This window comes from Burkholderia sp. Bp9015, from assembly GCF_003853505.1.
GTDB lineage: Bacteria > Pseudomonadota > Gammaproteobacteria > Burkholderiales > Burkholderiaceae > Burkholderia.
In genome coordinates this window covers 26,045-50,337 of record NZ_QTPZ01000049.1, presented here as the reverse complement: position 1 = coordinate 50,337, position 24,293 = coordinate 26,045, and the positions used below count along the sequence as shown (strand labels likewise).

The following is a 24,293-nucleotide window of genomic DNA, read 5'->3' as shown; positions in this document are numbered from 1 at the left end:
TTTAAAGAGCATTTCTGCGAGGACCCGGAGGCTTTCTCAGCAGCGCTGCGTTTTCAGCAGCAGAGAAGCGAGATTATGAACCGCTTTTTTCAGTTCGTCAACAACTTTTTAACTACTTCGTTGCGACGGCTGGGGTTCAACTTCCTGCACCGCCGAGGCCGCTACGACCCGCCCGACAGCACCGCTTCCCTTCTTCTCCCGCGCTGCGTTTCCGTTAGCGCGAAAGAGGCGTGATTCTAAGCACCTGCCGGCAATCGCGCAAGGGGTTTCGTGAAAAATATAAGGCCCCGCACGCTGCCGCGTGCGGGGCCTTATATTGCGAGGCCTTATATGGATGCAGCCGAATCGTCAGCTCACGCGCACCTGGCGCGCCACGATCTCGATATAGTGATCGAGATCCGGCGTCGCCTTGCCCTCTTCCTTGGCCGCATCGTCCCAGCGGCGCAGTCGCAGCGCGTCTTCCGCGAACGGGCGCTGCAGGAATGCCGCCGTCTCCGCTTCACTGAAGATGCCGCCCTGCAGCGCGAGGCTGCGCACCGAATCCGGCGACAGGCTCTCGAAGTAGCCGGCGTCCGTGCGGCACAGGCAACGCTTCGCGTCGACGTGCAGCCGGATCGGCTCCAGAACCGCGTCCGAAAACAGCGGCCGCAGGAACGGCAGCACGTAATACTGATGCAGGTCGTCGATCCCGCGCGCGCTCGGCGTCTCGCCCTGCCGATTCAGCAAATGCCCCAGGTCATGCAGGAACGCCGCCGCGACCAGCGCCTCGTCGGCACCCGCCTCCTCCGCCAGCAAGCCGCTCTGCAACGCATGCTCCAGCTGCGTGACCGGTTCGCCGCTGTACGCGACATGGCCGTGCTCGCGATACAGTCCGTCGATCTCTTCCACCGTCAATGCCATCCGCTCACTCCCAAGGCAGCGAAAACGTCTTCAGGTTCGTGAAGCTCTTCATCGCTTCCTGAACGCCTTCCTTATAGCCGAGCCCCGAATCCTTGATCCCGCCGAACGGCGACAGCTCGATCCGGTATCCGGGCACCTCCCAGACATTCACCGTCCCGACGTTCAGCTCGTTCACGAACCGCACGACCGCGGCCGTACTGTCCGTACAGATACCCGACGACAGCCCGAACGCCGTCCCGTTGCTGATCCGGATCGCGTCGTCGATCGTGTCGAACGCGATGACGGGTGAAACGGGGCCGAAGGTCTCCTCGCGCACGAGCGTCATCGACGGATCGACGTTGTCGAGCACGGTCGGCGAATAGAGCGCACCGCGCCGCACGTTGCCGGTCAGCAGGCGCGCCCCCTGCGCGACCGCCTCGCCGACCCGGGCCTCGAACAGCCGCGCCGCGACGTCGTCGATCACCGTGCCCATTTCGTTTGCGGGATCGAACGGATCGCCGTACTTCCAGGCGCGCGTCTTCTCGACGAGCAGCTCGGTAAACGCCGGCGCGACCGAGCGCTGTACCAGGATCCGCTTGACGGCCGTGCAGCGCTGCCCCGAATTCCGGTACGAACCGAGCACGGCCAGGGATGCCGCACGTTCCAGATCGGCATCGTCGAGGACGATCAGCGGATCGTTGCCGCCCAGTTCCAGCACGATGCGCCGGTAGCCGGCCCGCGCGGCGATCGCCTTGCCGATCGACACGCCGCCCGTAAAGGTAATCAGCGATGCATGCGGATGCGTGACGAGTTCGTCCGCGATTTCGCGCGGGTCGCCGGTCAGCACCTGCAGCATCGGCTCCGGCAAACCGGCTTCATACAGCAGGTCCGCCAGATAAAACGCCGACAGCGGTACCTTCTCCGACGGCTTCACGATCACGCGGTTGTTGGTCGCGATCGCCGGCGCGATCTTGTGCGCGACCTGGTTCATCGGGTGATTGAACGGCGTGATCGCGACGATCACGCCGTCGAGCGGCTGGCGCTGCGAGAACACGCGGCGCGCCTTGCCGTGGGGCGTCAGGTCGCACGAGAAGCTCTGCGCGTCGTCGCGCAGCGCTTCGACCGACGCAAACTTCAGCACGTCGGCAACGCGACCGATCTCGTAGCGCGAATCCTGTTTCGACAATCCCGACTCGAGCGTGATCAGGTCGGACGCCTCCTCGGCACGCTCGCGCAGCAGCGCGGCCGCGCGCTCGAGGATCTGCGAACGCTCGTAGCGCGTGAGCGCGGGCCGGTATGCCATCGCGTAGTCGAACGCGGCGCGCACATCGTCGACGCTCGCCAGCGGCGCCGTACCGACGCGCGTGCCGGTGTACGGATCGGCGACGTCGAGCACACGGTCGCGCGTCGCGCGCGTGCCGCACCAGCGCAGCGTCTCGGCGCGGAACGCGGGGTGATCCTGTCGAGGGTGAGCCATCATGTCGCGACCCGATTCAGCACGAAATCGAAGACGTCGAAGTTGCGCGGACGACGTGCAGGGTCGTCCCGCTCGATCCGACGGTTGAACAGCAACGGCACCTCCTGCTCGGACACGCCGCCGTGCGAACGCAGCGGCACGGTCAACCCGGACAAGTCGTGTTCGCGCTCGCGCGTGCCGAGCGTCATGTCGCGCCGCGCGATCACGACGAGATCCCCGATCCGGTCGGCCGGCAGTTCGAAGCGCGCGGCCGCTTCCGCGTTGTCGAGTACGAGCTCGACGCCGTCGAGCCCGCCGACGCGCCACATCGCTTCGACCCGGTCGACGCCGGGCGCCAGGTAGACGGTTGCGAACGAGCCGAGCGCGCCGTGGTGCACGACGTACGGATCGGTGATCGGCAAGATCACGCGTGCGGCCCGCACACCGAACCAGCCGTCGAACGCGTCCTGAAGATAGATCACGTTCGGGCGACCCGTGGCCGGATCGTGCTTCGCGTTCATCCCGTGGTCGGCCGTGAGCCCGATCGCCCAGCCGAGCGCATCGAGCTGCGCGAGATAGCCGTCCATCATTGCGTAGAACGCGTTCGCGCCGGCACTGCCCGGCTCGCACTTGTGCTGCACGTAGTCGGTGGTCGACAGATACATCAGGTCGACCTGGCGCGTCTGCGCGAGCCGCACGCCGGCCGCGAACACGAATTCGGACAATGCCGCGCTGTACACGTCCGGCGACGGCAGGCCGACCCAGTCGAGCACGTCGACGATCCCGTTTTCCGCGAGATTCGCCTGCGCGGCCTTCTCGGCGGAAAAACAGATGCCGTTCATCTGCCAGCCGAGCAGCCGGCGCAGCTTGTCCTTCGCCGTGACGACGGCCACCCGCGCGCCGGCGTCGGACGCCGCCGCGAGCAGCGTGCCGGCCCGCAGGTAGGCCGGGTCGTTCATCATCACTTCGGCGCCGCGACCGCCGTCGGCGGCCGGATCCCAGAAGTAGTTGCCGCAGATTCCGTGGACCGACGGCGGCACGCCGCAGACGATCGACAGGTTGTTCGGGTTGGTGAAGGTCGGCACGACGCAGTCGGCGCGCCACGCGGTGCCTTGCGCGATCATCCGGCCGATGAACGGCGCGACGCCCGCTTCCACCGCACGCTCGAGATAGTCGTACTCGCAGCCGTCGACGCAAATGACGACGGTCGGTTCGACCGGTAGCCGGTGGCGTCGGCCGTTGACGTCGACGGAACGTCCCGCGAGATCCGCCGAACCCTTGCCCGCGGCCGATTGCTCGCCGGGCTGTCGCAATGCGAACGCGGCGTTCATGATGCCGCCCGCTTGCCGCGCGGCACGCGCGCGGCGATCAGCAGCAGCGCCGCGAGCGACGCGCCGAGCATCAGCAGCGACAGCGCCGAGGCGGGCAGGTAATAGCCGCGCTCAACCTGGCCGATCACGACGATCGGCACGGTCGCGAAACCCGGCGGGTAGACGGTCAGCGTCGCGCCGAGTTCGCCGAGCGACAGCGCGAAGCCGAGCGCGAGGCTCGCGCGCAGCGCCGGCACGAGCTGCGGCAGCAGCACGCGGCGCAGCACCATCGCGGGCGGTGCACCGAGGCTCGCCGCCGCTTCGCGCAGCACGGTCAGCTCCGGACGCAGCGCGGCGGCCGCGCAGCGATAGCAGAACGGCAGGATCAGCGCGAGCTGCACGAGCACGACGATCGCCGCGGAGCTCGACAGGTCGAGCGGCTTCTGGTGATACGCGATCAGCACCGCGAGCCCGAGCACGACGCTCGGCACACCGTTCGGCACCATCACGAGCGCGTCGACGACCGCGCCGAGACCGCGCCGGTCGCGCCCCTCGAGTGCAAGCGCAAGCCACAGCCCGAGGATCGTGCCGATCGCCGACACGCCGAAGCCGATTTCGAGGCTCGTCAGCAGCGCGTCGTATTCCGGCGACCCGAGCCGCTCGAACCAGCGCAGGCTGTAGCCGGCCGGCAGGATCGTGCCCGACCACTGCGTCGACACGCTCGACAGCGCGACGACGATGACCGGCAGCACGAACAGCCAGAAGCAGGCGAACGCGGCCAGCGCGAGCGCGGCGCGCGACGCATGCTTGAGCAGCGTGTCGCTCCAGCCGATCCGATGACGCGGCACGGCTTGCCCGATATGGAATTCAGCGGACATCGTTCCCTCCCGTCGCACGCCGGTTCACCCGGCGATAAACCGTATAGAGCGCCAGCGACAGCGCGAGCATCACGACCGCGCCGGCCGACGCGGTCGGCAGGTCGAGGTCGACGGTCGCGCTGCTGTAGATCGCGACCGGCAGCGTGACGAGCCGCGCGCTGCCGAGCACGAGCAGGATCCCGAACTCGTTCAGCGTCAGCAGGAAACACAGCACCGTGCCGGCGGCGATGCCCGGCCACGCGATCGGCAGCACGACGCGGCGCGCGAGCATCCAGCCGGACGCGCCAAGGCTGCGCGCCGCTTCGATCAGGCGCAGGTCGAGCGTCGCGAACGACGCGAGCGTCGGCCGCACGACGAACGGCGTATAGAACACGGTCTGCGCGAGGATCACGCCGCCGATGCCGAACAGGAAGTCGAGCGGCGGGTTCTCGAGATGGAACAGGTGCTGCAGCGCGATGCTGATCGAGCCTTGCGAGCCGTACAGGAAGATCAAGGTGAACGCGACGAGGAACGACGGGAACGCGACGTACAGTTCCAGGAAGCGCGTGACGAGCGACGCGCCCGGGAACGGCTTGAAGAACAGCAGCGCGGCCAGCAGCACGCCGAGCACCGATGCGGTGCCGGCGCTCGCGAACAGCACGCCGACCGTCGTCAGCAGCACGTTGCGCGTATCGGGGTTGCCGAAGAAGGTCCGGTATGCGGCGAAGCTCAGCCCGTGATCGCCGGACACGCTCAGCAGCACGAGCCGCACCAGCGGATAGACGACGAGCGGGCCGAGCACGACGATCGCGAGCGCGGCGAGGTGCAGGTCGCCCATGCGCTTGCGGCGCCGCGCGGCGGCGGCATGCGCGGCGGCCGACGCGAGCACGTGCGGCGGCAGGCCGGCTTCAGGGCTCGATAAGGACGACATCGTCTGCCTCGCAATGCAGGGACACGCGCGCACCGCGCTCGGGAGCCGCGCCGCGGCCGCGTTGCATCGTCACGCGCACGGGTTCGTCGGGCGCCGCGTCGATCATGACCGCGATCGACAGGTCCGCGCCCTGCCATTCGACCGACGACACCGTGCCGTGCAGGCCGCCCGCCGCGAGCGGCATCACGGTCAGCCGCTCGGGGCGCACGCACGCGACCTTGCCGCGCACGTCGTGACGCGGGTCGCCGAGCGGGAAGATCACGTGCGGCGGCAGCAGGTTGGCCAGGCCGAGATAACGCGCGACGTAGCCGTCCCGCGGCGCGTCGTACAGCTGCTGCGGCGTGCCGAGCTGCGCGATGCGGCCGTCGCGCATCAGCAGCGCGCGGTCGGACAGCACGAGCGCGTCGTCGCGGTCGTGCGTCACGCAGACGACGGTCAGGTTCGGCAGGCGCTCGTGCAGCGCCTTCAGTTCGCTGCGCACCGATGCGCGCAGATTGGCGTCGAGCGCCGACAGCGGCTCGTCGAGCAGCAGCACGTCCGGCTCGATCACGAGCGCGCGCGCCAGCGCGACGCGCTGCTGCATCCCGCCGGACAGTTGCGCGGGCAGATGGTGGCCCGCGTCGCCGAGTTGCACGAGCTTCAGCGCGTCGGCGACGCGGCGCGTCACCTCCGGCGACGCCATGCCGCGTGCGCGCAGCCCGAATGCGACGTTCTCGAACACCGACAGGTGCGGGAACAGCGCGTAATTCTGGAACAGCAGACCGAGGTTGCGCTTGTGCGGCGGCGCATGGGTCAGGTCGCGTCCGGCCACGGTCAGCGTGCCGGTCAGGCCGTCGGCCTTCACGAACCCGGCGATGAAGCGCAGCAGCGTGGTCTTGCCGCAGCCGCTCTTGCCGAGCACGGTCAGAAATTCACCGGCGCCGATCGACAGCGACAGATCTTCCAGCACCGTGCGTGCGCCGTAGCGCACGCTCAGGTGCTCGATCTGCACGCCGCCCGGCGCGCCGGACCGCAGCGTTGCTTGCGGTTCGGCGGCGCCGAATGCGCCGGGATGGGTCAGGGTGGTTTCCACCGGGTTCATCCTCTTGCTCACTAATACAGGCAGCGTGCGCCGATCACTTCGGCTTGACGACGTCGAGCTGCTTGCCCGAGCTGCCGATCACGTCCTTCTTCCAGCGCTCGATCCACACCGGCTTCTTCGCCATCACCTGGGTCCAGTCGACCGGGATCAGCTTCACGCCCGCGATCGCCTTCTTGACCGCCTCGCCGTTCTTGCCGGCCAGCGGCACGTCCGTGCGGCCCGGGATGCCGTACATGTCCGGCACCTTCGACTGCACGTCGGTCGACATCAGGTAGTCGATCAGCTTCTTGCCGGCGTCCTGATTCGGGCCGCTCTTGATCAGGCCGATGCCGTACGGCAGCTGGAACGTGGTCGGCTGGTCGCCGTCCTTCGCGGCCAGGAAGATCGGCTTGACGGACAGCGCGCCGTGCTCGGCGTCGTCGAGGTCCATCTGCAGGTCGCCGTTCGCGACGCTGATCTCGTTACGCGACAGCAGCACATTCAGGTAGCCGGTGCCCTTCGTGTGGAACTTCACGCTCTGCGACAGCTTCGCGAGGTAGTCGAACGCCTTGTCCTCGCCCATCAGCGACGTCGTCAGGATCAGCACGGCCATCCCGTCGCCGGCGGTCGCCGGGTTCGAGTACGCGACCTTGCCCGCGTAGGCCGGCGACAGCAGGTCGGCGAACGTCTTCGGCTGGTTCTTCACGACGTCCGGGTTGATCGCGAACGAGAAGTAGTTGTTCACGAACGTCGCCCAGGTGCCGTCTTCCGCCTTCGCGATCGCCGGCACGTTCTTGTAGTTCACGCTCTGGTACGGCTGCAGCAGGCCCATCTGGCCGGCTTGCTGGATGAACGGCGGCAGCGTGACGATCACGTCCGCCTTCGGCGAATTCTTTTCGATGTTCGCGCGGTTGACAACCTCGCCGCTGCCCGCCGTCACGATGTTGACCTTGACGCCTTCTTTCTTCTCGAACGCCGGCAGCACATCGCGATAGAGGTTCTCGAGACCGTCCGCCGTATACAGCACGACCGCGTTCGCCGCGTGCGCGGGCATCGCGGCACCTTGCAGCAGACCGGCGGCGCAGGCGGCCAGCGCGAGCTTGCGGAACGCGCCGGCAGCGGCGCGCGAGGAATTCTGCAGTGTCATCTCACTTCTCCGTAGGCGGAACACCAAACGGCCGGGGCACGATCCGGCTCCTTTCAGTCGGACAGACCGACAACCGGCCCGTCTCGCTGCCGCGCTGCAGGTGGTCTCGCGCGGCAACCGAAGGATCACAGCGTTCGATGACAACGCCGTGACGTGTGCCACAATTTCCAAAAAATGACACATTTTGCCAATATCATGCAAGTCATTCAGAAATGCCGCCCTGGCGTTTCATCCGACCTTTGCTGGAGAAAAATCATGTCGGACCCGATTCTGCTCACGCCCGGCCCGCTCACCACGTCCGCCACAACACGCCACGCAATGCAACACGACTGGGGCTCGTGGGACGCCGCTTTCAATCAACTGACGGCGAGCGTCTGCGCGGATCTCGTCACGATCGCGCGCGGCGGCGACGCATACGTGTGCGTGCCGATGCAAGGCAGCGGCACGTTTTCGGTCGAAGCCGCGCTCGGCACGCTGGTGCCGCGCGACGGCGTCGTGCTGGTGCCGGACAACGGCGCGTATTGCGCGCGCATCCTGAAGATCCTCGGCCGGCTCGGCATCGAGTCGATCGCGCTGCCGTTCGGCGAGAACGCGGCGGTCGACCCCGGCGCGGTCGAAGCCGCGTTCGCGCGCGAGCCGCGCATCACGCACGTCGCGCTGGTGCACCTGGAAACAAGTGCCGGCATCCTGAATCCGCTCGACGCGATCGCGGCCGTGTGCCGGCGGCACGGCAAGCGGCTGATCGTCGATGCGATGAGTTCGTTCGGCGCGCTGCCGATCACCCTGGCGGACAGCGGGATCGACGCGCTGATCTCGGCGAGCGGCAAATGCCTGGAAGGCGTGCCGGGGATGGGGTTCGCGATCGTGCGGAGCGCTGCGCTCGACGCGTGCGAAGGCAACTCGCGGTCGCTCGCGCTCGACCTCCACGATCAGTACGCGTACCTGTGCAAGACGGGCCAGTGGCGCTTCACGCCGCCGACCCACGTGATCGCCGCGCTACGCGCCGCGCTCGACCAATACCTGGCCGAAGGCGGCCAGCCCGCGCGCGGTGCGCGCTATGCGGAAAACTGCCGGACGCTGGTCGAATCGATGCGCGCGCTCGGCTTCACGCCGTTCCTCGACGCCGGTGTGCAGGCGCCGGTGATCGTCACGTTCCATGCGCCCGACCATCCGGCCTACGATTTCCGCCGCTTCTACGACGCGGTGCGCGACGCGGGCTTCATCCTGTATCCGGGCAAGCTGACGCAACTCGAGACGTTCCGCGTCGGCTGCATCGGCGCGATCGATGCCGGCGACATCCGGCGGGCGGTCGCGGCGATCGCACAGGCGGTCGAATCGCTCGGGATCACGATGCGGCACGCGTGAGCGCGGCGGCCTGAACCGCTTCGCAGTCGCGAGCGGATACAAAAAAGCCCGGCGACCCACAGGTCGCCGGGCGAACGCACCGAGAGTGCGTGGAGCCGGTGCTTACAGTTCGATCCGCTTGATGTCGCCGACGACGAAGATGTACGACAGCGCACCGATCAACGCGATCACGCCGATGAACACCAGCGCACCGACGAACGAGCCGGTCGATGCGACGATGAAGCCGACGACGAGCGGCGTAATGATGCCGGCCAGGTTCGCCGCGAAGTTGAAGATGCCGCCGGTCACGCCGAGCAGGCCGTCCGGCGCGATGTCGGACACGAGCGTCCAGCCGAGCGCGGCCATCCCCTGCGCGAAGAACGCGACCGACATGATCGCGATCACGGCTTCGTTGCTTTGCACGTAGTTCGCGAGAATGATCGTCGACGCGAGCAGCAGGCCGGCGATGATCGGCAGCTTGCGTGCGAGGTTCGCGGACTTGCCGCGGCGCAGCAACCAGTCGGAGAAGATCCCGCCGAACATCACGCCGACCGACGCGGCGATGAACGGCATGATCGCGAAGAAGCCGATCTTCAGCCAACCCATGTGGCGCTCGGTCGCGAGATAGGTCGGGAACCAGGTCAGGAAGAACACGAGCGTCGAGTTGCCGGCGAACTGGCCGAGGCAGATCCCCGCGAGCTGGCGCTTCTTCAGCAGCTGGCCGGCCATCGCCCAGCTGAACTTGGCCTGGGCGGGCTTGCCGCCCTTGTCGCCGTCCTTGCGCGCGCCGTGCACGAGACCGCCGCCCGCTTCGATGTACGCGAGTTCTTCCGAATTCGCGGCCGGATGGTTGCGCGGCTCGTGATAGAACTTCCACCAGACCAGGCCGAACACGATGCCGACCCCACCGACGACCCAGAACAGCGAACGCCAGCCGAACGCACCCATCAGCGCGAACAGCACGGGGCTGAAGAACGCGAGACCGATGTACTCGCCGACGGTGTAGGTGCCGGTCGCCATCGCACGTTCATTCTGCGGGAACCACGTCGCGACGACGCGGCTGTTGGTCGGGAAACACGGCGCTTCCGTCACGCCGAGGCCGAGCCGGCATGCGAGCAGCGTCCCGACGCCGGGCACGAAGCCCTGCAGGAGCGTGCACAGCGACCACAACGTCATCGACCAGTAATAGGTGATCTTGCTGCCGAAGCGGTCGAGGAACAGGCCGCCGGGCACCTGCATCGCGACGTACGTCCACGAGAACGCAGAGAACATGATGCCCATCACGGCCGCGTTGATGCCGAGCTCCTTGGTGAGCTGCGGCGCAGCCACCCCCAGCACGGTACGGTCGAGATAGTTGATCATCGTGCCGATCGCGAGCAGCGCGAGGATCTTGTAGCGCGCCGAGGTCCGCCGGACCGTACCGGCCGCCGCGGGCGCGGCGTTCGTGTGGGTGGTGTGCTGCATGGTTGTCTCCTGGTCTATTTTTCAGCTGGTCGCTAGAAGGGTCAGCGTGCGACGAGCGACTGAAAGTGTTCGAACATCCGCTCGTCGTCCGGCGTTCGTCCGGTGAAGATCTCGAACGCATCGACGGCCTGGTACACGGCCATCCCGCCGCCCGGCAGCGTCGCGCAGCCGGCCGCGCGCGCGGCGCGGATCAGTTCGGTTTCGAGCGGGAAATACACGATGTCGGCGACCCACATGCCCGCGCGGAGCAGCTCGGCCGGCAGCGGCAGGCCCGGATGCTTGGCCATGCCGGTCGGCGTGCAATGGATCAGGCCGGTCGCGGCCTGCATCGCGGCCGCGAGATCGCTGCCCGGCGTGACCCGGGCGGCCGGGAAGCGCTGCTGCAGTTCACCCGCGAGCGCGGTGGCGCGCGTGCCGTCGACGTCGAAGATCGTCAGGTCGGCGGCACCCATCTGCAGCGCCGCATGCGCGACGGCCGCACCCGCGCCGCCCGCGCCGAGCTGCACGACACGTTCGAGCGACGCATCGGGCAGCCCGCGGCGGAACGACTTCGCGAAACCCGACCAGTCGGTGTTGTGGCCGATCCGCTTGCCGTCCTTGAACAGCACGGTGTTGACCGCGCCGAGTGCGCGCGCGTCGTCCGACAGTGCGTCGAGGTGCTCGATCACGCGCTGCTTGCAAGGATGCGTGATGTTGAGCCCGTTGTAGCCCATCCGCTGCGCGGCATCGAGCAGTTCCGGCAGCGCGTCGGCGCTCACGCCGAGCACGTCCAGATCGATGCGCCGGTACACGTAGCCGAATCCCTGGCGGAAGCCTTCTTCCTCGTGCATCGCGGGCGACAGCGAACCGCCGATGCCCTGGCCGATCAGGCCGATCAGAAAAGACGGGCGGCTCATCGTGCGGCTCCTTGGGCAAAAATGGTCGACAGGCGCTGCAGCGCGAATACGTAGCCTTCGGTGCCGCAGCCGCAGATCACGGCTTCGGCCACCGCCGACACATAAGAGTGGTGACGGAATGCCTCGCGGCGATGCACGTTCGAGATATGCACCTCGATCACGGGTTTCGCGATCGCGGACAGCGCGTCGGCCAGCGCGACCGACGTGTGCGTGTAGGCGGCCGGATTGATCACGATGCCGTGCGTGTCGTGACGCGCGGCATGCAGCCAGTCGATCAGCTGGTGCTCGGCGTTCGACTGGCGGAAATCGATCTCCAGCCCGAGCCCGTCGGCCGCCGTGCGGCAACGCTGCTCGAGGTCGGCGAGGGTTTCCGCGCCGTAGATATGGGGCTCGCGGGTCCCCAGCAGATTCAGGTTCGGGCCGTTCAGCACCAGCACCTTGTGCTTGCTCATGGTGTTTCTGCTCCTAAAACAGGGGCGAATCGCTAGTCGACTTCGCCCTCTGACGTCAAGATTTGGCGCTAGTGTGCGCTTGCGCAAGCGCAATGTCTTTTCGGGTTTTCGCTAATTTGTACCACCTAGTTAGTTTGTATAATTTCACTCACTCCCCTAGTAAATTCGGGATATGGCGCTCACCGGTAATTCAACGACTGGTTCATTCCGGCCCGATCCGGCCGACGCCACACCCCGCTCATCCGCAGGATTCGCCCATGCAGCGCTCGATCGCCACCGTGTCACTGTCCGGCACGCTCGCCGAGAAGCTCGCCGCCATCCAGGCCGCCGGCTTCGACGGTGTCGAAATCTTCGAGAACGACCTCGTCTACTTCGACGGATCGCCCGCCGACGTGCGGCGCATGGCCGCCGATCTCGGCCTCGACATCGTGCTGTTCCAGCCGTTTCGCGACTTCGAGGGCGTGAGCCCGGCCCAGCTCGCCCGCAATCTCGACCGCATCCGCCGCAAGTTCGACGTGATGCACGCGCTCGGCACCGACCGCATCCTGGTGTGCAGCAGCGTGTCGCCCGACACGATCGCGGACGACGCGCTGCTGGTCGACCAGCTCGGCGCGCTCGCCGAAGCCGCGCGGCAGGCGGGCGTGGTCGCCGCGTACGAGGCGCTCGCGTGGGGCCGCGTCGTGAACCGGTACGGCCATGCGTGGCAGCTCGTGAACGCGGTGAACAACCCGCACCTCGGCCTCGCGCTCGACAGCTTCCATACGCTATCGCTCGACGATTCGCCGGACGCGATCGCCGACATCCCGGGCGACCGGATCGCGTTCGTGCAGATCGCCGATGCGCCGAAGCTCGCGATGGACGTGCTCGAATGGAGCCGTCACTACCGCTCGTTCCCCGGCCAGGGCGACTTCGACCTCGCGCGCTTCACCGCCCGCGTGATCGAGTCCGGTTACAAGGGGCCGCTGTCGCTCGAGATCTTCAACGACGGCTTCCGCGCCGCGCCGACCGCGATCACGGCCGCCGACGGCCACCGCTCGCTGCTCTATCTGGAAGAACTGACGCGCGCGCGACTCGCGCAGGACGGCCGCGCGCCGGCCGCCGACCAGCCGCTGTTCGCGCCGCCGGCACCGCCCGCGCACGTCGGGTTCCAGTTCATCGAATTCGCGGTCGACGCGCAGGCGGCGGCCACCGTCGGCGAATGGCTCGGCCGGATGCGGTTCCGGCTCGCAGGCCGTCATCGGTCGAAGGACGTGACGCTGTTCCAGCACGGTGCCGTGTCGATCGTGCTGAACGCCGAGCGCGACTCGTTCGCCGACGCGTTCTTCCAGCAGCACGGGTTGTCGCTGTGTGCGTCGGCGTTCCGCGTCGACGATGCGAAAGTGGCATTCGAGCGCGCGGCCGGCTTCGGCTACGCGCCGTTTTCCGGGCGCGTCGGCCCGAACGAGCGCGTGCTGCCGGGCGTGCAGGCGCCGGACGGCAGCCTCGAATACTTCGTCGACGAGACGCCGAACGCACCGACGCTGTATGAATCGGATTTCGTGCTGACCGACATCGACGGCCCGAGCGAGGTCGGCCCGCTGACGGGCATCGACCACGTCTGCCTCGCGCTGCCGGCCGACGCGCTCGACACGTGGATCCTGTTCTTCAAGACCGCCTTCGGCTTCGAGGCCGAGCGCAGCTGGCTCGTGCCCGATCCGTACGGCCTGATGCGCAGCCGCGCGGTGCGCAGCACGGACGGTTCGGTGCGCATCGCGCTGAATGCGTCGGTCGACCGTCATACGGCCGTCGCCGAATCGCTCGACCGCTATCACGGCACAGGGCTGAACCACGTCGCGTTCCGGACCGACGACATCGTGAAGACGGTCGCCGCGTTCGCGGCCGACGGCGTGCCGTTCCTGCGGATCCCGCCGAACTACTACGACGATCTGGCCGCGCGCTACGCGTTGCCGGACGAGCTGATCGACACGCTGAGCGCCCACCACCTGCTGTACGACCGCGACGAAAACGGCGGTGAATTCCTGCACGCGTATACCGAGCTGGTCGATAACCGCTTCTCGCTCGAAATCGTCGAGCGGCGCGGCGGCTACGACGGCTACGGCGCGGCCAACGCGGCTGTGCGGCTCGCCGCGCAGGCCCAGCGCAGGAAATAAGGGAGCAGGCAATTTCGTCCAGGGGTCGAATCGAATGAGAAAAACACGACGACCCTGCGACGCGCGCCGCGCGACCGCACCATCGTGGTGAATCCCGCCGCGGCGCCCGCCCGGCAAGGCCGGCCGCCGGCGGCCGGAAACGGCCGCCCGGCGGGCGTTACATCCGGTAACGCACACCGCACCGCAACATCCGCGCGACCCCGGCGGTTTTAAGAATCGCTTAAGTCTCCGACGGCACCATCCGCAACCAGTACCCGACGGATATCCCGAAAAGGAGGACAGCGATGAGCGCCGTAGATGCACCCGCGGGCCGCCCGGCCGCCCCCCCAGTGAAAAAGACGATGCTGCGCCGTTTGCTCAGCCATCATGAAATCGCGACGCTGCTCGTGCTGCTGCACGCACCGATCGGCGCGAACGCCAAACCCGAATTGCCCGCGCTGCAGGAAGCCGGCCTCGTCGAGATGATCAAGCTCGATGCCGACACGGCGCCGAGCTTCCGGCTGACCGAAGACGGCACGGCCGTCCTGAAAGGGCTCGGCTACCGCTGAGCCGCCGCACGCCGAATCCCGTCTCGCCCCTTCAGATCCGCCGGCCCGGCCGGCGCGTCACTTCACCCTGCCCGGTCCTGCAGCATCAGCCGGTATTCCGTCGGCGTCACGCCGACCGTCGCCTTGAACTGGCGCGTGAACGCGCTGTGATCCGTATATCCGCATAGCGCCGCGACGTCGGTCACCTTGTCGTGCGTGACCAGCAGCGCCGTGGCCGCATCGAGCCGCGTCTTCAGCAGCACCTGGCGCGGCGTCAGGTGAAACACCTTGTGGAAGTAGCGCTCCAGCTGCGCGACCGACATCCCCGCCATCTGCGCGAGCTGCTTCAGGTTCAGCGGCTGCACGTAGTGATCCTGGATGTGCTGCACCACGTCGGCGAGCTTGCTGTAGGCTGGATGCGAGCCCTCGTGCGCCTTCAGGTCGCGCGAGATGCCCGCGAGGCCGACCACCTTGCCGGCCGCGTCGCGCAGCGGCTCCTTGCAGGTCAGGCACCAGCCCGGCTGGCGGCCCGGATACAGATGCAGCTCGAGCTGGTCCATCAACTGCTGGCCCGCGGTGATCGTCGCCATGTCCTGCTCGAAATAGGTCTTGCCGAAGCGGCGCGGAAACACTTCGTCGGTCGTCTTGCCGAGCAGGTCGCGCTTGTCCTTGTAGCCGCAGCGCATCGCCAGCGTGCGGTTGACGAGCGCATAGCGCCCGTTCGCGTCCTTCACGAAGAACGCGACGTCGGGCAGCGCATCGAACACCGGCTCGAGCAGGCGGAAGTGCGCGAGCATCGCGCCGAGATCGGCGTTGTCGGGCTGGTAGCGCAACGTATCGGACAGGCTCATGGGCGGTGCGGCAAGCAAGGTCGTCATCCCGGCATCTGCGAAGGGGGTGGCTGATGGCGTCGATTATAGGAGCGCCGTCTCGAACGCGTCGTGGCGATCGGGCGGCCCGGCGAATGGCGGCAAGCGCAACCCGCCGTCGCTCGGCACCGATCGGGCGATTCGCATGGGCCGGCAAGCACGTCATGCGCCGTGCGGTTGTGCGCGCAACCACTGCGCCGCACGCACGTCCGGCGGGCACGATTTCGCATCGGCAGGTTGCCTGGCGTCGCGCACGGCCGGCGCTGCCGACGCTATCGGCTCACCCCGCCGGCGCCGAGACTACGCGCGCCCGAACCCGCCATCCTAAAAATGCCGGCGTGTCGCGTCTTGGCGCGTTTGCGCACTCGTCATGACGATTTCAGCATATATCAGGGTTATCGACGATATGCCGAAATCGTCGCCGCCCGCGCTCCGAACGCGCAAGACGCGCGCATTTTCGCTACCTAGACTTCGATCAACGGTTACGAGACGACATCCCGCCGCCGCCGCGCACGCCGATTCCGGCACAACCCGCGCAGCGCATGGCACACCCCGCACGGCTTTCGGAAAGGCCTGCAACCCGATACGTCTCGCCCGGTTTACCGCGCCGGCCAGCTGGCCGGCGGCGGCCCAACCATGCCATCAAGGGGAAGTGAAAGTGAAGCTGAAGGTATCGCACGTCGCGCTGGCTGCTGCCTGCGCACTGTCGGGCGCACACGCCATCGCCGCCGACGTCGTCAAGATCGGTTTCGCCGCACCGCTGACGGGGCCGCAGTCGAACTACGGCTCGGACATGCAGAAGGGCGTGCAACTCGCGATCGCCGATTTCAACGCGACGAATCCGACGATCGGCGGCAAGCCGGTCACGTTCCAGCTCGACTCGCAGGACGACCAGGCCGACCCGCGCACCGGCACGACGGTCGCGCAGCGGCTGATCGACGACAACGTCCGCGGGGTCATCGGCCACTTCAACTCGGGCACGAGCATTCCGGCGTCCGACCTGTACGATCGCGCGGGGCTGCCGCAGATCTCGATGGCGACGTCGCCGCAATACACGGCGCGCGGCTACAAGACGACCTACCGGCTGCTGACGAGCGATGCACAGGCCGGCCGCATCGTCGGCACGTATGCGGTGAAGACGCTGCACTTCAAGCGCATCGCGATCATCGACGACCGCACGGCCTACGGCCAGGGCATCGCCGACGAATTCGCGAAGGCCGTGCAGGCCGCGGGCGGCACGATCGTCAAGCGCGACTTCACGAACGACAAGGCGCTCGACTTCTCCGCGATCCTGACCAACCTGAAGGGCATCAACCCGGACGCGATCTTCTACGGCGGCGGCGATGCGCAGTCGTCGCCGATGATCCGCAAGATGCGCCAGCTCGGGATGAAGTCCGCCTTCGTGACCGGCGAGATGTCGCGCTCGCCGACGTTCCTGAAGGTCGGCGGCGACGCGGCCGAAGGCGCGATCGTCTACATGGGCGGGCTGCCGAAGGAAAAGATGCCGGGCTTCGCCGGCTACGCATCGCGCTACAAGGCACGCTTCAACGAAGACGTGATCACCTATTCGCCCTACTCGTACGACGGCACGATCGCGCTGCTCACCGCGATGAAGGACGCGAACTCGACCGACCCGAAGGTCTATACGCCGTATCTCGGCAAGGTGTCGATCAAGGGCGTGTCGGCCCCGAGCATCGCGTACGACGCGAAGGGCGACCTGAAGGATGCGCCGGTGACGATCTACAAGGTCGAGCACGGCGCGTTCAAGCCGGTCGACACGATCGCCGGCAACTGATCGCGCAGACCCTGTCACACGCGGCGCGGCAAGCGGTGCTCCCGCCTGCCGCGCCGCGTGCGTTTCGGGCTCGACGAAGTTCGAAGCATGCCTCGGCGCGGCCCCGCGCGCGCGCATTTCGCGCTCCTGTAGAATCCCCCCACCCGCTTTGACGCTTCGTCTGCGTCGTGCCCCATCCCGGTGCGACGGTGCGTGTCACATGCCCCATCCGGCATTCGACGCACGCTCGACGACGCAGGCCGCGCCTTGCCAGTCCATGCCGATAGCGGGTTCTGGAGACGCAGCACCGACAACTACATTCGAAAACCGATCGTCCTGACCATGCAAGCTTCCGAATTGAGCGGCGTGCCTCGCGCCGCCGAACGCGCGCTCACGCGCAGCGACTACAAGACCCTTGGCCTTGCCGCACTCGGCGGCGCCCTCGAGTTCTACGACTTCATCATCTTCGTGTTCTTCGCACCCGCGATCGGGCAGCTGTTCTTCCCGCACGACATTCCCGACTGGCTGCGCCAGTTGCAGACGTTCGGCATCTTCGCGGCCGGCTATCTCGCGCGCCCGCTCGGCGGCGTGATCATGGCGCACTTCGGCGACCTGTTCGGCCGCAAGCGGATGTTTACGCTGAGCGTGCTGATGATGTCGGTGCCGACGCTGCTGATGGGCCTGCTGCCGACCTACGACTCGATCGGCATCCTCGCGCCGGTGTTGCTGCTGCTGTTCCGCGTGCTGCAGGGCGCGGCGGTCGGCGGCGAAGTGCCGGGCGCATGGGTGTTCGTGTCGGAGCACGTGCCGTCGCGCCACATCGGCTACGCGTGCGGCACGCTGACCGCGGGCCTTACGGCCGGCATCCTGCTCGGCTCGCTGGTCGCCGCGGGCATCAACAGCCGTTACTCGGGCGCCGAAGTCACCGCGTTCGCGTGGCGCATTCCGTTCCTGCTCGGCGGCGTGTTCGGCCTGTTCTCCGTGTACCTGCGCCGCTGGCTGCACGAGACGCCGGTGTTCGCCGAGATGAAGGCGAAGAAGGCGCTCGCGGCCGAGATTCCGCTGAAGGCCGTGCTGCGCGACCACGGCCGCGCGGTGATCGTGTCAATGCTGCTCACGTGGATGCTGTCGGCGGCGATCGTCGTCGTGATCCTGATGACGCCCGCGCTGCTGCAGAAGCAGTTTCACCTGACGCCCGCGACCACGCTGTTCGCGAACAGCGTCGCGACGCTGTGCCTGACGGCCGGCTGCATCACCGCCGGCTCGCTCGCGGGCTGGATCGGCGCGAAGCGCGTGCTCGGCATTGGCGGCCTCGTGCTGGCCGCGTGCTATTACCTGCTGTTCGCGCAGGTCGCGGCCGACGCGTCGACGCTGCCGCTGTACTACGGGATCGCCGGCTTCATGGTCGGCACGATCGGCGCGGTGCCGTTCGTGATGGTCAAGAGCTTCCCGCCCGTCGTGCGCTTCTCGGGCATCTCGTTCTCGTACAACGTCGCGTATGCGATCTTCGGCGGCCTCACGCCGGTGATCGTGTCGCTGATGATGAAGTCGAATCCGCTCGCGCCGGTCGTGTACGTCGCGGCGATCTGCGTACTCGGCGCGATCGCCGTGCAGTTCTCGAAGGATGCGAAGGACCCGAAGGACACGCGCTGAACGTCGGCGCGCACGCGCCGCCCGGATGGACAAAGGGCCGAATCCCGCGGCGTGCGGGATTCGGCCCTTTTGTTTGGGCTTCAGCGCGGCGACGTGCGCGCGTCGCGCCGTTCAACCGGGTTCAATTCAGCGCAGCGCGCCGTACGACGAACTCGGCCGGCGCAGCGCGTCGATGCTTGCGCCGCCGGCGCCGGTCACGAACAGCAGCAGGAAACCGCCGGCGATCGCGACGTTCTTCCAGAAGTGGATCACCATGTCGTGCTGGACCGCGGCGTCCGTCGCGTCCCAGAAATTGTGTCCGACCATCGCGGTCGCGATCGTATAGAACGCCATCAGCAACGCGAGCGGCTTCACCTTGTAGCCGACGATCAGCAGCAGCCCGCCGAGCGCTTCGATCGTGACGACGACCGGCCCCGCCACCTGCGGATAGGGCACGTTCAGCCCGTGCAGATAGCCGATGAAATCGCTGTAGCCGAGCAGCTTCATCACACCGCCCCACAAGAACAACGCCGCCAGCGCCAGGCGCGCGAAAAAAATGACGCCGGAATCGACGGAACGCGTCATGCCTCTCTCCTCGTATGCAATTCGGCCGTCCGCACGAGGCGTGCCCGTGCGGTTCGGGGTCGCGCGGCCCTGCCGGGCCGGCGGCAAATGGGCCAGCATAGAGGGTCTTTCCGCGGTGTCCAAGAAAAAGGTTGTAGCAAATCTTTACACTGCGGCGGTCATTCACGCGCGGCAGCACCGCGAAACACGGTGTTCGGCCCTGGCGGATAAATAACGGAACAGGCCCTAACCGGCGTCGCTCAACAGCACGCCTTTCTTGAAGATGAAACAGCCGTAGCCGCGCGTCTCGCCGGTGACGATCACCGCATACGCCTGCTGCGCGCGCTCGTAGAACGCGAAACGGTCGACGCCCATGAGCGGCACCGCGCGCCCTTCCGCACGATCGATCTCGGCCTGCACTTCGCGCTGCACGGGCGGCACCGCGGCCGGATCGCCGACGACTTCCATCCGCCAAGCGGGTGTGTCGACGAACGTGTCGAGCGGCAGCACCGACAGCACCGCGCGCGCGACGCGCGCCGAGTCGGCGCCGTCGATGCGCAGCGCGCGGCCGACCACCGTGTGCCCGGCGACGGATTCCGCCGGAAAATTCGCATCGCAGATCACCACTTCATCGCCGTGGCCCATCGCGCGCAGCGCGTGCAGGATGTCGGCGTGCAACAGCGGATCGAGATTCTTCAACATGTGGGAAAGGCTCCGGGATCGGGAACGAATCGCATAACGTTACCCGATCCCGGCCGCCGCCGGGCATGCGTCGCTCGCATCACGACGCCGCGGCCGGCATTTCGTCGATGAAACCCGTGACCGACTTCAGGCGGCCCGACGCATCGACCGTGCCGAAGTCCGAACCTTTCACGACCGCCGCGCCGTCGGGCGACACGAGCGCCCACGAGAAGCGCAGGTGCTGGCCGAACCCGTCGACGTCGGTCGTGCGGCGAAAGCGATACGCGGGGAAACGCTCCTGCACCGCGGCGATCATCGTCTCGATGCCCGCATGGCCGTCGCCGGCCATCAGCGGATCGCGATAGGCCGCGTCGCTCGCGTAGGTCGCATCGATCAGCGCGCGCCGGCGTGCGGCGTCGGGTTCGTTCCAGGCATCGAAATAGCGGTCGATCAGGTCGGCGTGAGCCGACTGGGCGGTTTCGGCGGTGTTCATGGCGAGGCTCCTTGTGTCGATGGGGGGACGATGTCGCAAACGTTTCGTGTTCGCGTGCCACCATCGTCGCCGGCCTCGCGTGGGCGGTCGATTACGTGCGAGGTAAGGAATTCGTGCCGGCCGCGGAAAATACGCATGCGCCGAACCGCGAACCCGCCGCCGCCATCAAAAACGGGCGCACGAAGGCGCCCGCATCGCATCGTCTGCCGCCGTCGCGGCGCGCGTCAGGTCACCGGCGCCGGATTGAACAGCGTCAGCGCATTCGCGAGCTTCCATTGCTCGGCCCACGTGCGGCGCTTACCGCTCGCGACGTCGAGCATCAGCCGGAACAGTTCCCAGCCCACGTCCTCGATCGACGCCGCGCCAGTGGCGATCTGCCCCGCGTCGAGATCCATCAGGTCGTGCCAGCGGCGCGCGAGATCGCTGCGCGTCGCGACCTTGATCACCGGCACCTGCGCAAGGCCGTACGGCGTGCCGCGCCCCGTCGTGAAAACGTGCAGGTTCATTCCCGCCGCGAGCTGCAGCGTGCCGCAGATGAAGTCGCTCGCGGGCGTCGCCGCGTACAGCAGCCCCTTCTGCCGCGCCCGGTCGCCGGGACGCACGACGCCCGCGATCGGCGCGCTGCCCGACTTCACGATCGAGCCCATCGCCTTCTCGACGATGTTCGACAGGCCGCCCTTCTTGTTGCCGGGTGTCGTGTTCGCGCTGCGGTCGACGCGGCCGCGCTGCAGGTAGCGGTCGTACCAGTCCATCTCGCGGATGATCTCGCGGGCGACGTCCTCGTTCGCCGCGCGCGACGTGAGCTGCGCGACGCCGTCGCGCACTTCGGTCACCTCCGAGAACATGATCGTCGCGCCCGCCCGCACGAGCAGGTCGGCCGCGAAACCGACCGCCGGGTTCGCGGTGAGCCCCGAGAACGCGTCGCTGCCGCCGCACTGCACGCCGACGACGAGATCCGACGCCGGGCAGGTTTCGCGACGGCGGCGGTTCAGCCGCTCGAGATGCGATTCGGCCATCTTCATGATCGAGTCGATCATCGAGTTGAAGCCGACGTGCGCGGCGTCCTGCAAGCACACGACGCCGCCGTTTTCCGGCGCGCCGTCGGCCGCCACCGGAATCGAGCCCGGCGGCAGCAGGCGCTCGGGCTGCAGCTTCTCGCAGCCGAGGCTCACCGTCATCACCTCGCCGCCGAAGTTCGGATTCAGGCTGATGTTGCGCAGCGTGCGGATCGGAATGTCGGCATCGGGCGCATCGATCGCGACGCCGCAGCCGTATGTGTGCTCGAGCCCGACCACGTCGTCGACGTTCGGGTAACGCGGCAGCAGTTCGTCCTTGATCCGCTTCACCGCATGCTCGACGACGCCCGACACGCATTGCACGGTCGTCGTGATCGCGAGGATGTTGCGCGTGCCGACCGAGCCGTCGGCATTGCGGAAGCCCTCGAACGTATAGCCTTCGAGCGGCGCCAGCGGCGGCGCGGCACGCGTGGCGAGCGGCAGGTCGTCGAGCCCCGGCGGCTCGGGCATGCGCATCGTGCGCTCGTTGACCCAGCTGCCGCGGCGCAGCTCGACGAGCGCGTAGCCGATCACGACGTTGTAGCGGACGATCGGATCGCCGGCCGCGAGGTCGACCAGCGCGACCTTGTGCCCTTGCGGCACGCCTTCGCGCAGCGTCAGGCCGTCGGCGAACGTCGCGCCCTCGGGCAGGCCGCCGTCGTTGACGACGATCGCGACGTTGTCGTCCGGATGCACGCGGATATAAAGCGGGGAAGCAGTCATCGGAATTCCTGGGAGGCTACCGGTCAAATCGTTAGTCATCATATGACATTCGACACCAAGCCGCGATGCTGCGTAAACCCTTATCCGGAAAGACCCTATCTCTCGCCGGCCGGCAAACCGCTTGCGCCGCGCTTTTCCGCGTTGTACGATGACATACAACGACATCGCCAATATGGCCCGGATGCCGTACCCGACGAACCCATCAGCACTCGCGCTGGACGGACGACCCAACCATGACTTCACCGCAAGAACTCAAACAGATCATCTCCCACGGCCTGCTGTCGTTTCCGCTGACGGATTTCGACGCGGACGGCAGCTTCCGCCCGGCCACCTATGCCGAGCGTCTGGAATGGCTGGCGCCGTATGGCGCGACCGCGCTGTTCGCGGCCGGCGGCACCGGTGAATTCTTCTCGCTCACGCAGCGCGAGTATTCGGACGTGATCCGTGTCGCGACGGAAACCTGCAAGGGCAAGGTACCGATCCTGGCCGGCGCCGGCGGCGCGACGCGCGTCGCGATCGAATACGCGCAGGAAGCCGAGCGCCTCGGCGCGAGCGGCGTGCTGCTGATGCCGCACTACCTGACCGAAGCCAGCCAGGAAGGCATCGCCGAGCACGTCGAGCAGGTGTGCCGCGCGCTGAAGATCGGCGTCGTGGTGTACAACCGCGCGAATTCGAAGCTGAATGCCGACATGCTCGAGCGCCTCGCCGATCGTTGCCCGAACCTGATCGGCTTCAAGGACGGCGTCGGCGAAATCGAGAGCATGGTCACGATCCGCCGCCGCCTCGGCGACCGCTTCGCGTACCTCGGCGGCCTGCCGACGGCCGAAGTCTACGCGGCCGCGTACAAGGCGCTCGGCGTGCCGGTGTACTCGTCGGCCGTGTTCAACTTCATCCCGAAGACGGCGATGGAATTCTACGAAGCGATCGCGAAGGACGACCACGCAACGGTCGGCCGCCTGCTCGACGAGTTCTTCCTGCCGTACCTGAAGATCCGCAACCGTCGCGCGGGCTACGCGGTCAGCATCGTGAAGGCGGGCGCGAAGCTCGTCGGCCACGACGCCGGCCCGGTGCGCGCGCCGCTCGTCGACCTCACCGACGCCGAAATGGCCGAACTCGACGTGCTGATCAAGAAGATGGGGGCGCAGTAAGCGGCAGGCTGACCAACGGCACGCGATCCGGTGCGTGCCGGCCCGCGCGGGACCGGCGGTTCCGCCCGGCGCCTCCCTTTCGACGGCCGCCCCGTGCTTCGCGGGCCGGCCGTTTTCATTACATCTGTGCGATGGTTCCGACGATCCGGTAGCGCAGGCTGCCGAGCCTGAGACGGGTCGCGGCGATATCGGTGCCGGCCGCCGACCGCCGGAAGCGCGTGTTCGGATCGTCGGCGAGAATCTGATCCAGCACGTCGGGATCCACGACCACATCGAAAAACCGGCCGAGCGTGAGCGTCGCATACTGTTTCGCGGTCGCGAGCTGGCTGTTGGCCTGCATCAGCGCCTCGGTGCGCAGGCCCGGATCGCGTTCATCGATGCTGCGGCGATGCTTCAGCGCAAACACCAGCGCCTCCATGTCCAGCCGGAACCGCTTGACGGCCTGGCCGAACCTGAGCGAATGCGGATCGGCGCCGGTGACGGGCCGCCCCTGATTGATCGTCACGTCGAATTCACTGCCGCCCAGGTCGCGCTGCAATTCGAACAGCGCATTGGCCAGCACGCGCCCTTCGCTGGTCTCGCCGATCTGGGTGCGCACCGATTTCGCGACGTCGCCGATCGCTTTCCACAATCCGGCCGCGAACAGGTGGTCGCCACGCTTGCTGATATTCATCGGAGGGCTCCTTGTTGGTTTTTGTCGGTCTCTCAGGCTCGCCTGCGGACCGGCGGGTCCGAGGCCTCGCTAATGTAGGAGAAATTCCGGCGGCGTGGAAGCCGCCATCCATCTCGTCAAGGCGGCGCATCATGAGAAGCATCATTCGATGCCCCCCGCTCTCTAATCGAGCAAAACCGGCCCTCCATCAAAAAGGCGGCGGGGTACC

The 24,293-nt window shown here is 67.3% G+C and carries 23 protein-coding genes; 7 read left to right on the top strand and 16 right to left on the bottom strand.

Annotated features, from left to right (window positions below; all coding sequences use genetic code 11):
• The coding region (locus DIE12_RS38305; RefSeq protein WP_185641044.1) for a hypothetical protein at positions 1-234 on the top strand (234 nt) is incomplete at its 5' end.
• Between the two features lie 114 nt (positions 235-348).
• Here DIE12_RS38305 and DIE12_RS34295 read toward each other — a convergent pair.
• The 7 genes from DIE12_RS34295 to phnS are packed head-to-tail and all read right to left on the bottom strand — an operon-like array spanning position 349 to position 7,640.
• The gene (locus tag DIE12_RS34295) at positions 349-900 is read right to left on the bottom strand and encodes a phosphonate degradation HD-domain oxygenase (protein WP_124489365.1); all 552 of its coding nucleotides are present in this window, start codon (positions 898-900) and stop codon (positions 349-351) included.
• Between the two features lie 4 nt (positions 901-904).
• Entirely contained in the window at positions 905-2,359 is a 1,455-nt protein-coding gene (phnY, locus tag DIE12_RS34290; RefSeq protein ID WP_044845721.1) for a phosphonoacetaldehyde dehydrogenase, read from the bottom strand.
• On the bottom strand, positions 2,356-3,666 hold the full coding sequence (gene phnA / locus DIE12_RS34285; RefSeq protein WP_124489364.1) for a phosphonoacetate hydrolase: 1,311 nt from the start codon (positions 3,664-3,666) through the stop codon (positions 2,356-2,358). Before phnA ends, phnY begins: the two co-directional genes overlap by 4 nt.
• The gene (phnV, locus tag DIE12_RS34280) at positions 3,663-4,523 is read right to left on the bottom strand and encodes a 2-aminoethylphosphonate ABC transport system, membrane component PhnV (RefSeq protein ID WP_044845723.1); all 861 of its coding nucleotides are present in this window, start codon (positions 4,521-4,523) and stop codon (positions 3,663-3,665) included. The genes phnA and phnV overlap by 4 nt, the downstream gene beginning before the upstream one ends.
• On the bottom strand, positions 4,513-5,433 hold the full coding sequence (locus DIE12_RS34275) for a 2-aminoethylphosphonate ABC transporter permease subunit (RefSeq protein WP_124489363.1): 921 nt from the start codon (positions 5,431-5,433) through the stop codon (positions 4,513-4,515). Before DIE12_RS34275 ends, phnV begins: the two co-directional genes overlap by 11 nt.
• The gene (phnT, locus tag DIE12_RS34270; RefSeq protein ID WP_124489362.1) at positions 5,411-6,514 is read right to left on the bottom strand and encodes a 2-aminoethylphosphonate ABC transport system ATP-binding subunit PhnT; all 1,104 of its coding nucleotides are present in this window, start codon (positions 6,512-6,514) and stop codon (positions 5,411-5,413) included. The genes DIE12_RS34275 and phnT overlap by 23 nt, the downstream gene beginning before the upstream one ends.
• A gap of 34 nt (positions 6,515-6,548) precedes the next feature.
• A complete protein-coding gene (gene phnS, locus DIE12_RS34265; RefSeq protein WP_044845726.1) occupies positions 6,549-7,640 on the bottom strand; it encodes a 2-aminoethylphosphonate ABC transporter substrate-binding protein in 1,092 nt (363 codons plus the stop codon).
• Positions 7,641-7,895: 255 nt separating this feature from the next.
• Between phnS and DIE12_RS34255 the strand changes: the two genes are divergently transcribed.
• Positions 7,896-9,005 (top strand): 2-aminoethylphosphonate--pyruvate transaminase, encoded by a 1,110-nt coding sequence (locus DIE12_RS34255; RefSeq protein ID WP_124489360.1) that lies wholly within the window; start codon positions 7,896-7,898, stop codon positions 9,003-9,005.
• 102 nt (positions 9,006-9,107) lie between these two features.
• On the opposite strand, the gene DIE12_RS34250 is transcribed toward DIE12_RS34255, so the two are convergent.
• Genes DIE12_RS34250 through aroQ form a run of 3 tightly spaced genes read right to left on the bottom strand, consistent with a single transcriptional unit; the run spans position 9,108 to position 11,796 of the window.
• A complete protein-coding gene (locus DIE12_RS34250) occupies positions 9,108-10,448 on the bottom strand; it encodes an MFS transporter (protein WP_124489359.1) in 1,341 nt (446 codons plus the stop codon).
• A gap of 41 nt (positions 10,449-10,489) precedes the next feature.
• Positions 10,490-11,344 carry a shikimate dehydrogenase gene (locus DIE12_RS34245; protein WP_124489358.1) on the bottom strand — a complete coding sequence of 285 codons (855 nt, stop codon included), beginning with the start codon at positions 11,342-11,344 and terminating at the stop codon, positions 10,490-10,492.
• Positions 11,341-11,796 carry a type II 3-dehydroquinate dehydratase gene (aroQ, locus tag DIE12_RS34240; protein WP_044845730.1) on the bottom strand — a complete coding sequence of 152 codons (456 nt, stop codon included), beginning with the start codon at positions 11,794-11,796 and terminating at the stop codon, positions 11,341-11,343. Before aroQ ends, DIE12_RS34245 begins: the two co-directional genes overlap by 4 nt.
• A 257-nt stretch (positions 11,797-12,053) precedes the next feature.
• Between aroQ and DIE12_RS34235 the strand changes: the two genes are divergently transcribed.
• Positions 12,054-13,946, top strand: a complete 1,893-nt coding sequence (locus DIE12_RS34235; protein ID WP_124523781.1) for a bifunctional sugar phosphate isomerase/epimerase/4-hydroxyphenylpyruvate dioxygenase family protein — start codon at positions 12,054-12,056, stop codon at positions 13,944-13,946.
• 284 nt (positions 13,947-14,230) lie between these two features.
• On the top strand, positions 14,231-14,494 hold the full coding sequence (locus tag DIE12_RS34230; protein ID WP_059528378.1) for a hypothetical protein: 264 nt from the start codon (positions 14,231-14,233) through the stop codon (positions 14,492-14,494).
• A 62-nt stretch (positions 14,495-14,556) separates the two neighbouring features.
• Here the strand turns inward: DIE12_RS34230 and DIE12_RS34225 are convergent, their stop codons facing one another.
• Positions 14,557-15,351: an AraC family transcriptional regulator gene (locus tag DIE12_RS34225; RefSeq protein ID WP_044845733.1), complete on the bottom strand. Its 795-nt coding sequence runs from the start codon at positions 15,349-15,351 to the stop codon at positions 14,557-14,559.
• Positions 15,352-16,000: 649 nt separating this feature from the next.
• On the opposite strand from DIE12_RS34225, the gene DIE12_RS34215 reads away from it, so the two are divergent.
• Complete coding sequence (locus tag DIE12_RS34215; RefSeq protein WP_044845855.1) at positions 16,001-17,137, top strand: branched-chain amino acid ABC transporter substrate-binding protein; 1,137 nt, start codon at positions 16,001-16,003, stop codon at positions 17,135-17,137.
• A gap of 321 nt (positions 17,138-17,458) precedes the next feature.
• Positions 17,459-18,769 (top strand): MFS transporter, encoded by a 1,311-nt coding sequence (locus DIE12_RS34210; RefSeq protein WP_044845735.1) that lies wholly within the window; start codon positions 17,459-17,461, stop codon positions 18,767-18,769.
• Positions 18,770-18,895: 126 nt separating this feature from the next.
• Here the strand turns inward: DIE12_RS34210 and DIE12_RS34205 are convergent, their stop codons facing one another.
• The 4 genes from DIE12_RS34205 to garD all read right to left on the bottom strand — a co-directional run bounded on the left by DIE12_RS34205 (position 18,896) and on the right by garD (position 22,264).
• A complete protein-coding gene (locus DIE12_RS34205; RefSeq protein WP_124489355.1) occupies positions 18,896-19,333 on the bottom strand; it encodes a DoxX family protein in 438 nt (145 codons plus the stop codon).
• 225 nt (positions 19,334-19,558) lie between these two features.
• Positions 19,559-20,014, bottom strand: a complete 456-nt coding sequence (locus DIE12_RS34200) for an RbsD/FucU family protein (protein WP_124489354.1) — start codon at positions 20,012-20,014, stop codon at positions 19,559-19,561.
• 79 nt (positions 20,015-20,093) lie between these two features.
• Positions 20,094-20,486 carry a nuclear transport factor 2 family protein gene (locus tag DIE12_RS34195; RefSeq protein WP_124489353.1) on the bottom strand — a complete coding sequence of 131 codons (393 nt, stop codon included), beginning with the start codon at positions 20,484-20,486 and terminating at the stop codon, positions 20,094-20,096.
• 224 nt (positions 20,487-20,710) lie between these two features.
• A complete protein-coding gene (garD, locus tag DIE12_RS34190; RefSeq protein WP_124489352.1) occupies positions 20,711-22,264 on the bottom strand; it encodes a galactarate dehydratase in 1,554 nt (517 codons plus the stop codon).
• A gap of 233 nt (positions 22,265-22,497) precedes the next feature.
• Between garD and kdgD the strand changes: the two genes are divergently transcribed.
• Positions 22,498-23,412, top strand: a complete 915-nt coding sequence (gene kdgD, locus DIE12_RS34185; RefSeq protein ID WP_124489351.1) for a 5-dehydro-4-deoxyglucarate dehydratase — start codon at positions 22,498-22,500, stop codon at positions 23,410-23,412.
• Between the two features lie 118 nt (positions 23,413-23,530).
• Here kdgD and DIE12_RS34180 read toward each other — a convergent pair whose 3' ends face one another.
• Complete coding sequence (locus DIE12_RS34180) at positions 23,531-24,085, bottom strand: hypothetical protein (protein WP_124489350.1); 555 nt, start codon at positions 24,083-24,085, stop codon at positions 23,531-23,533.
• Positions 24,086-24,293: the final 208 nt, after the last annotated feature.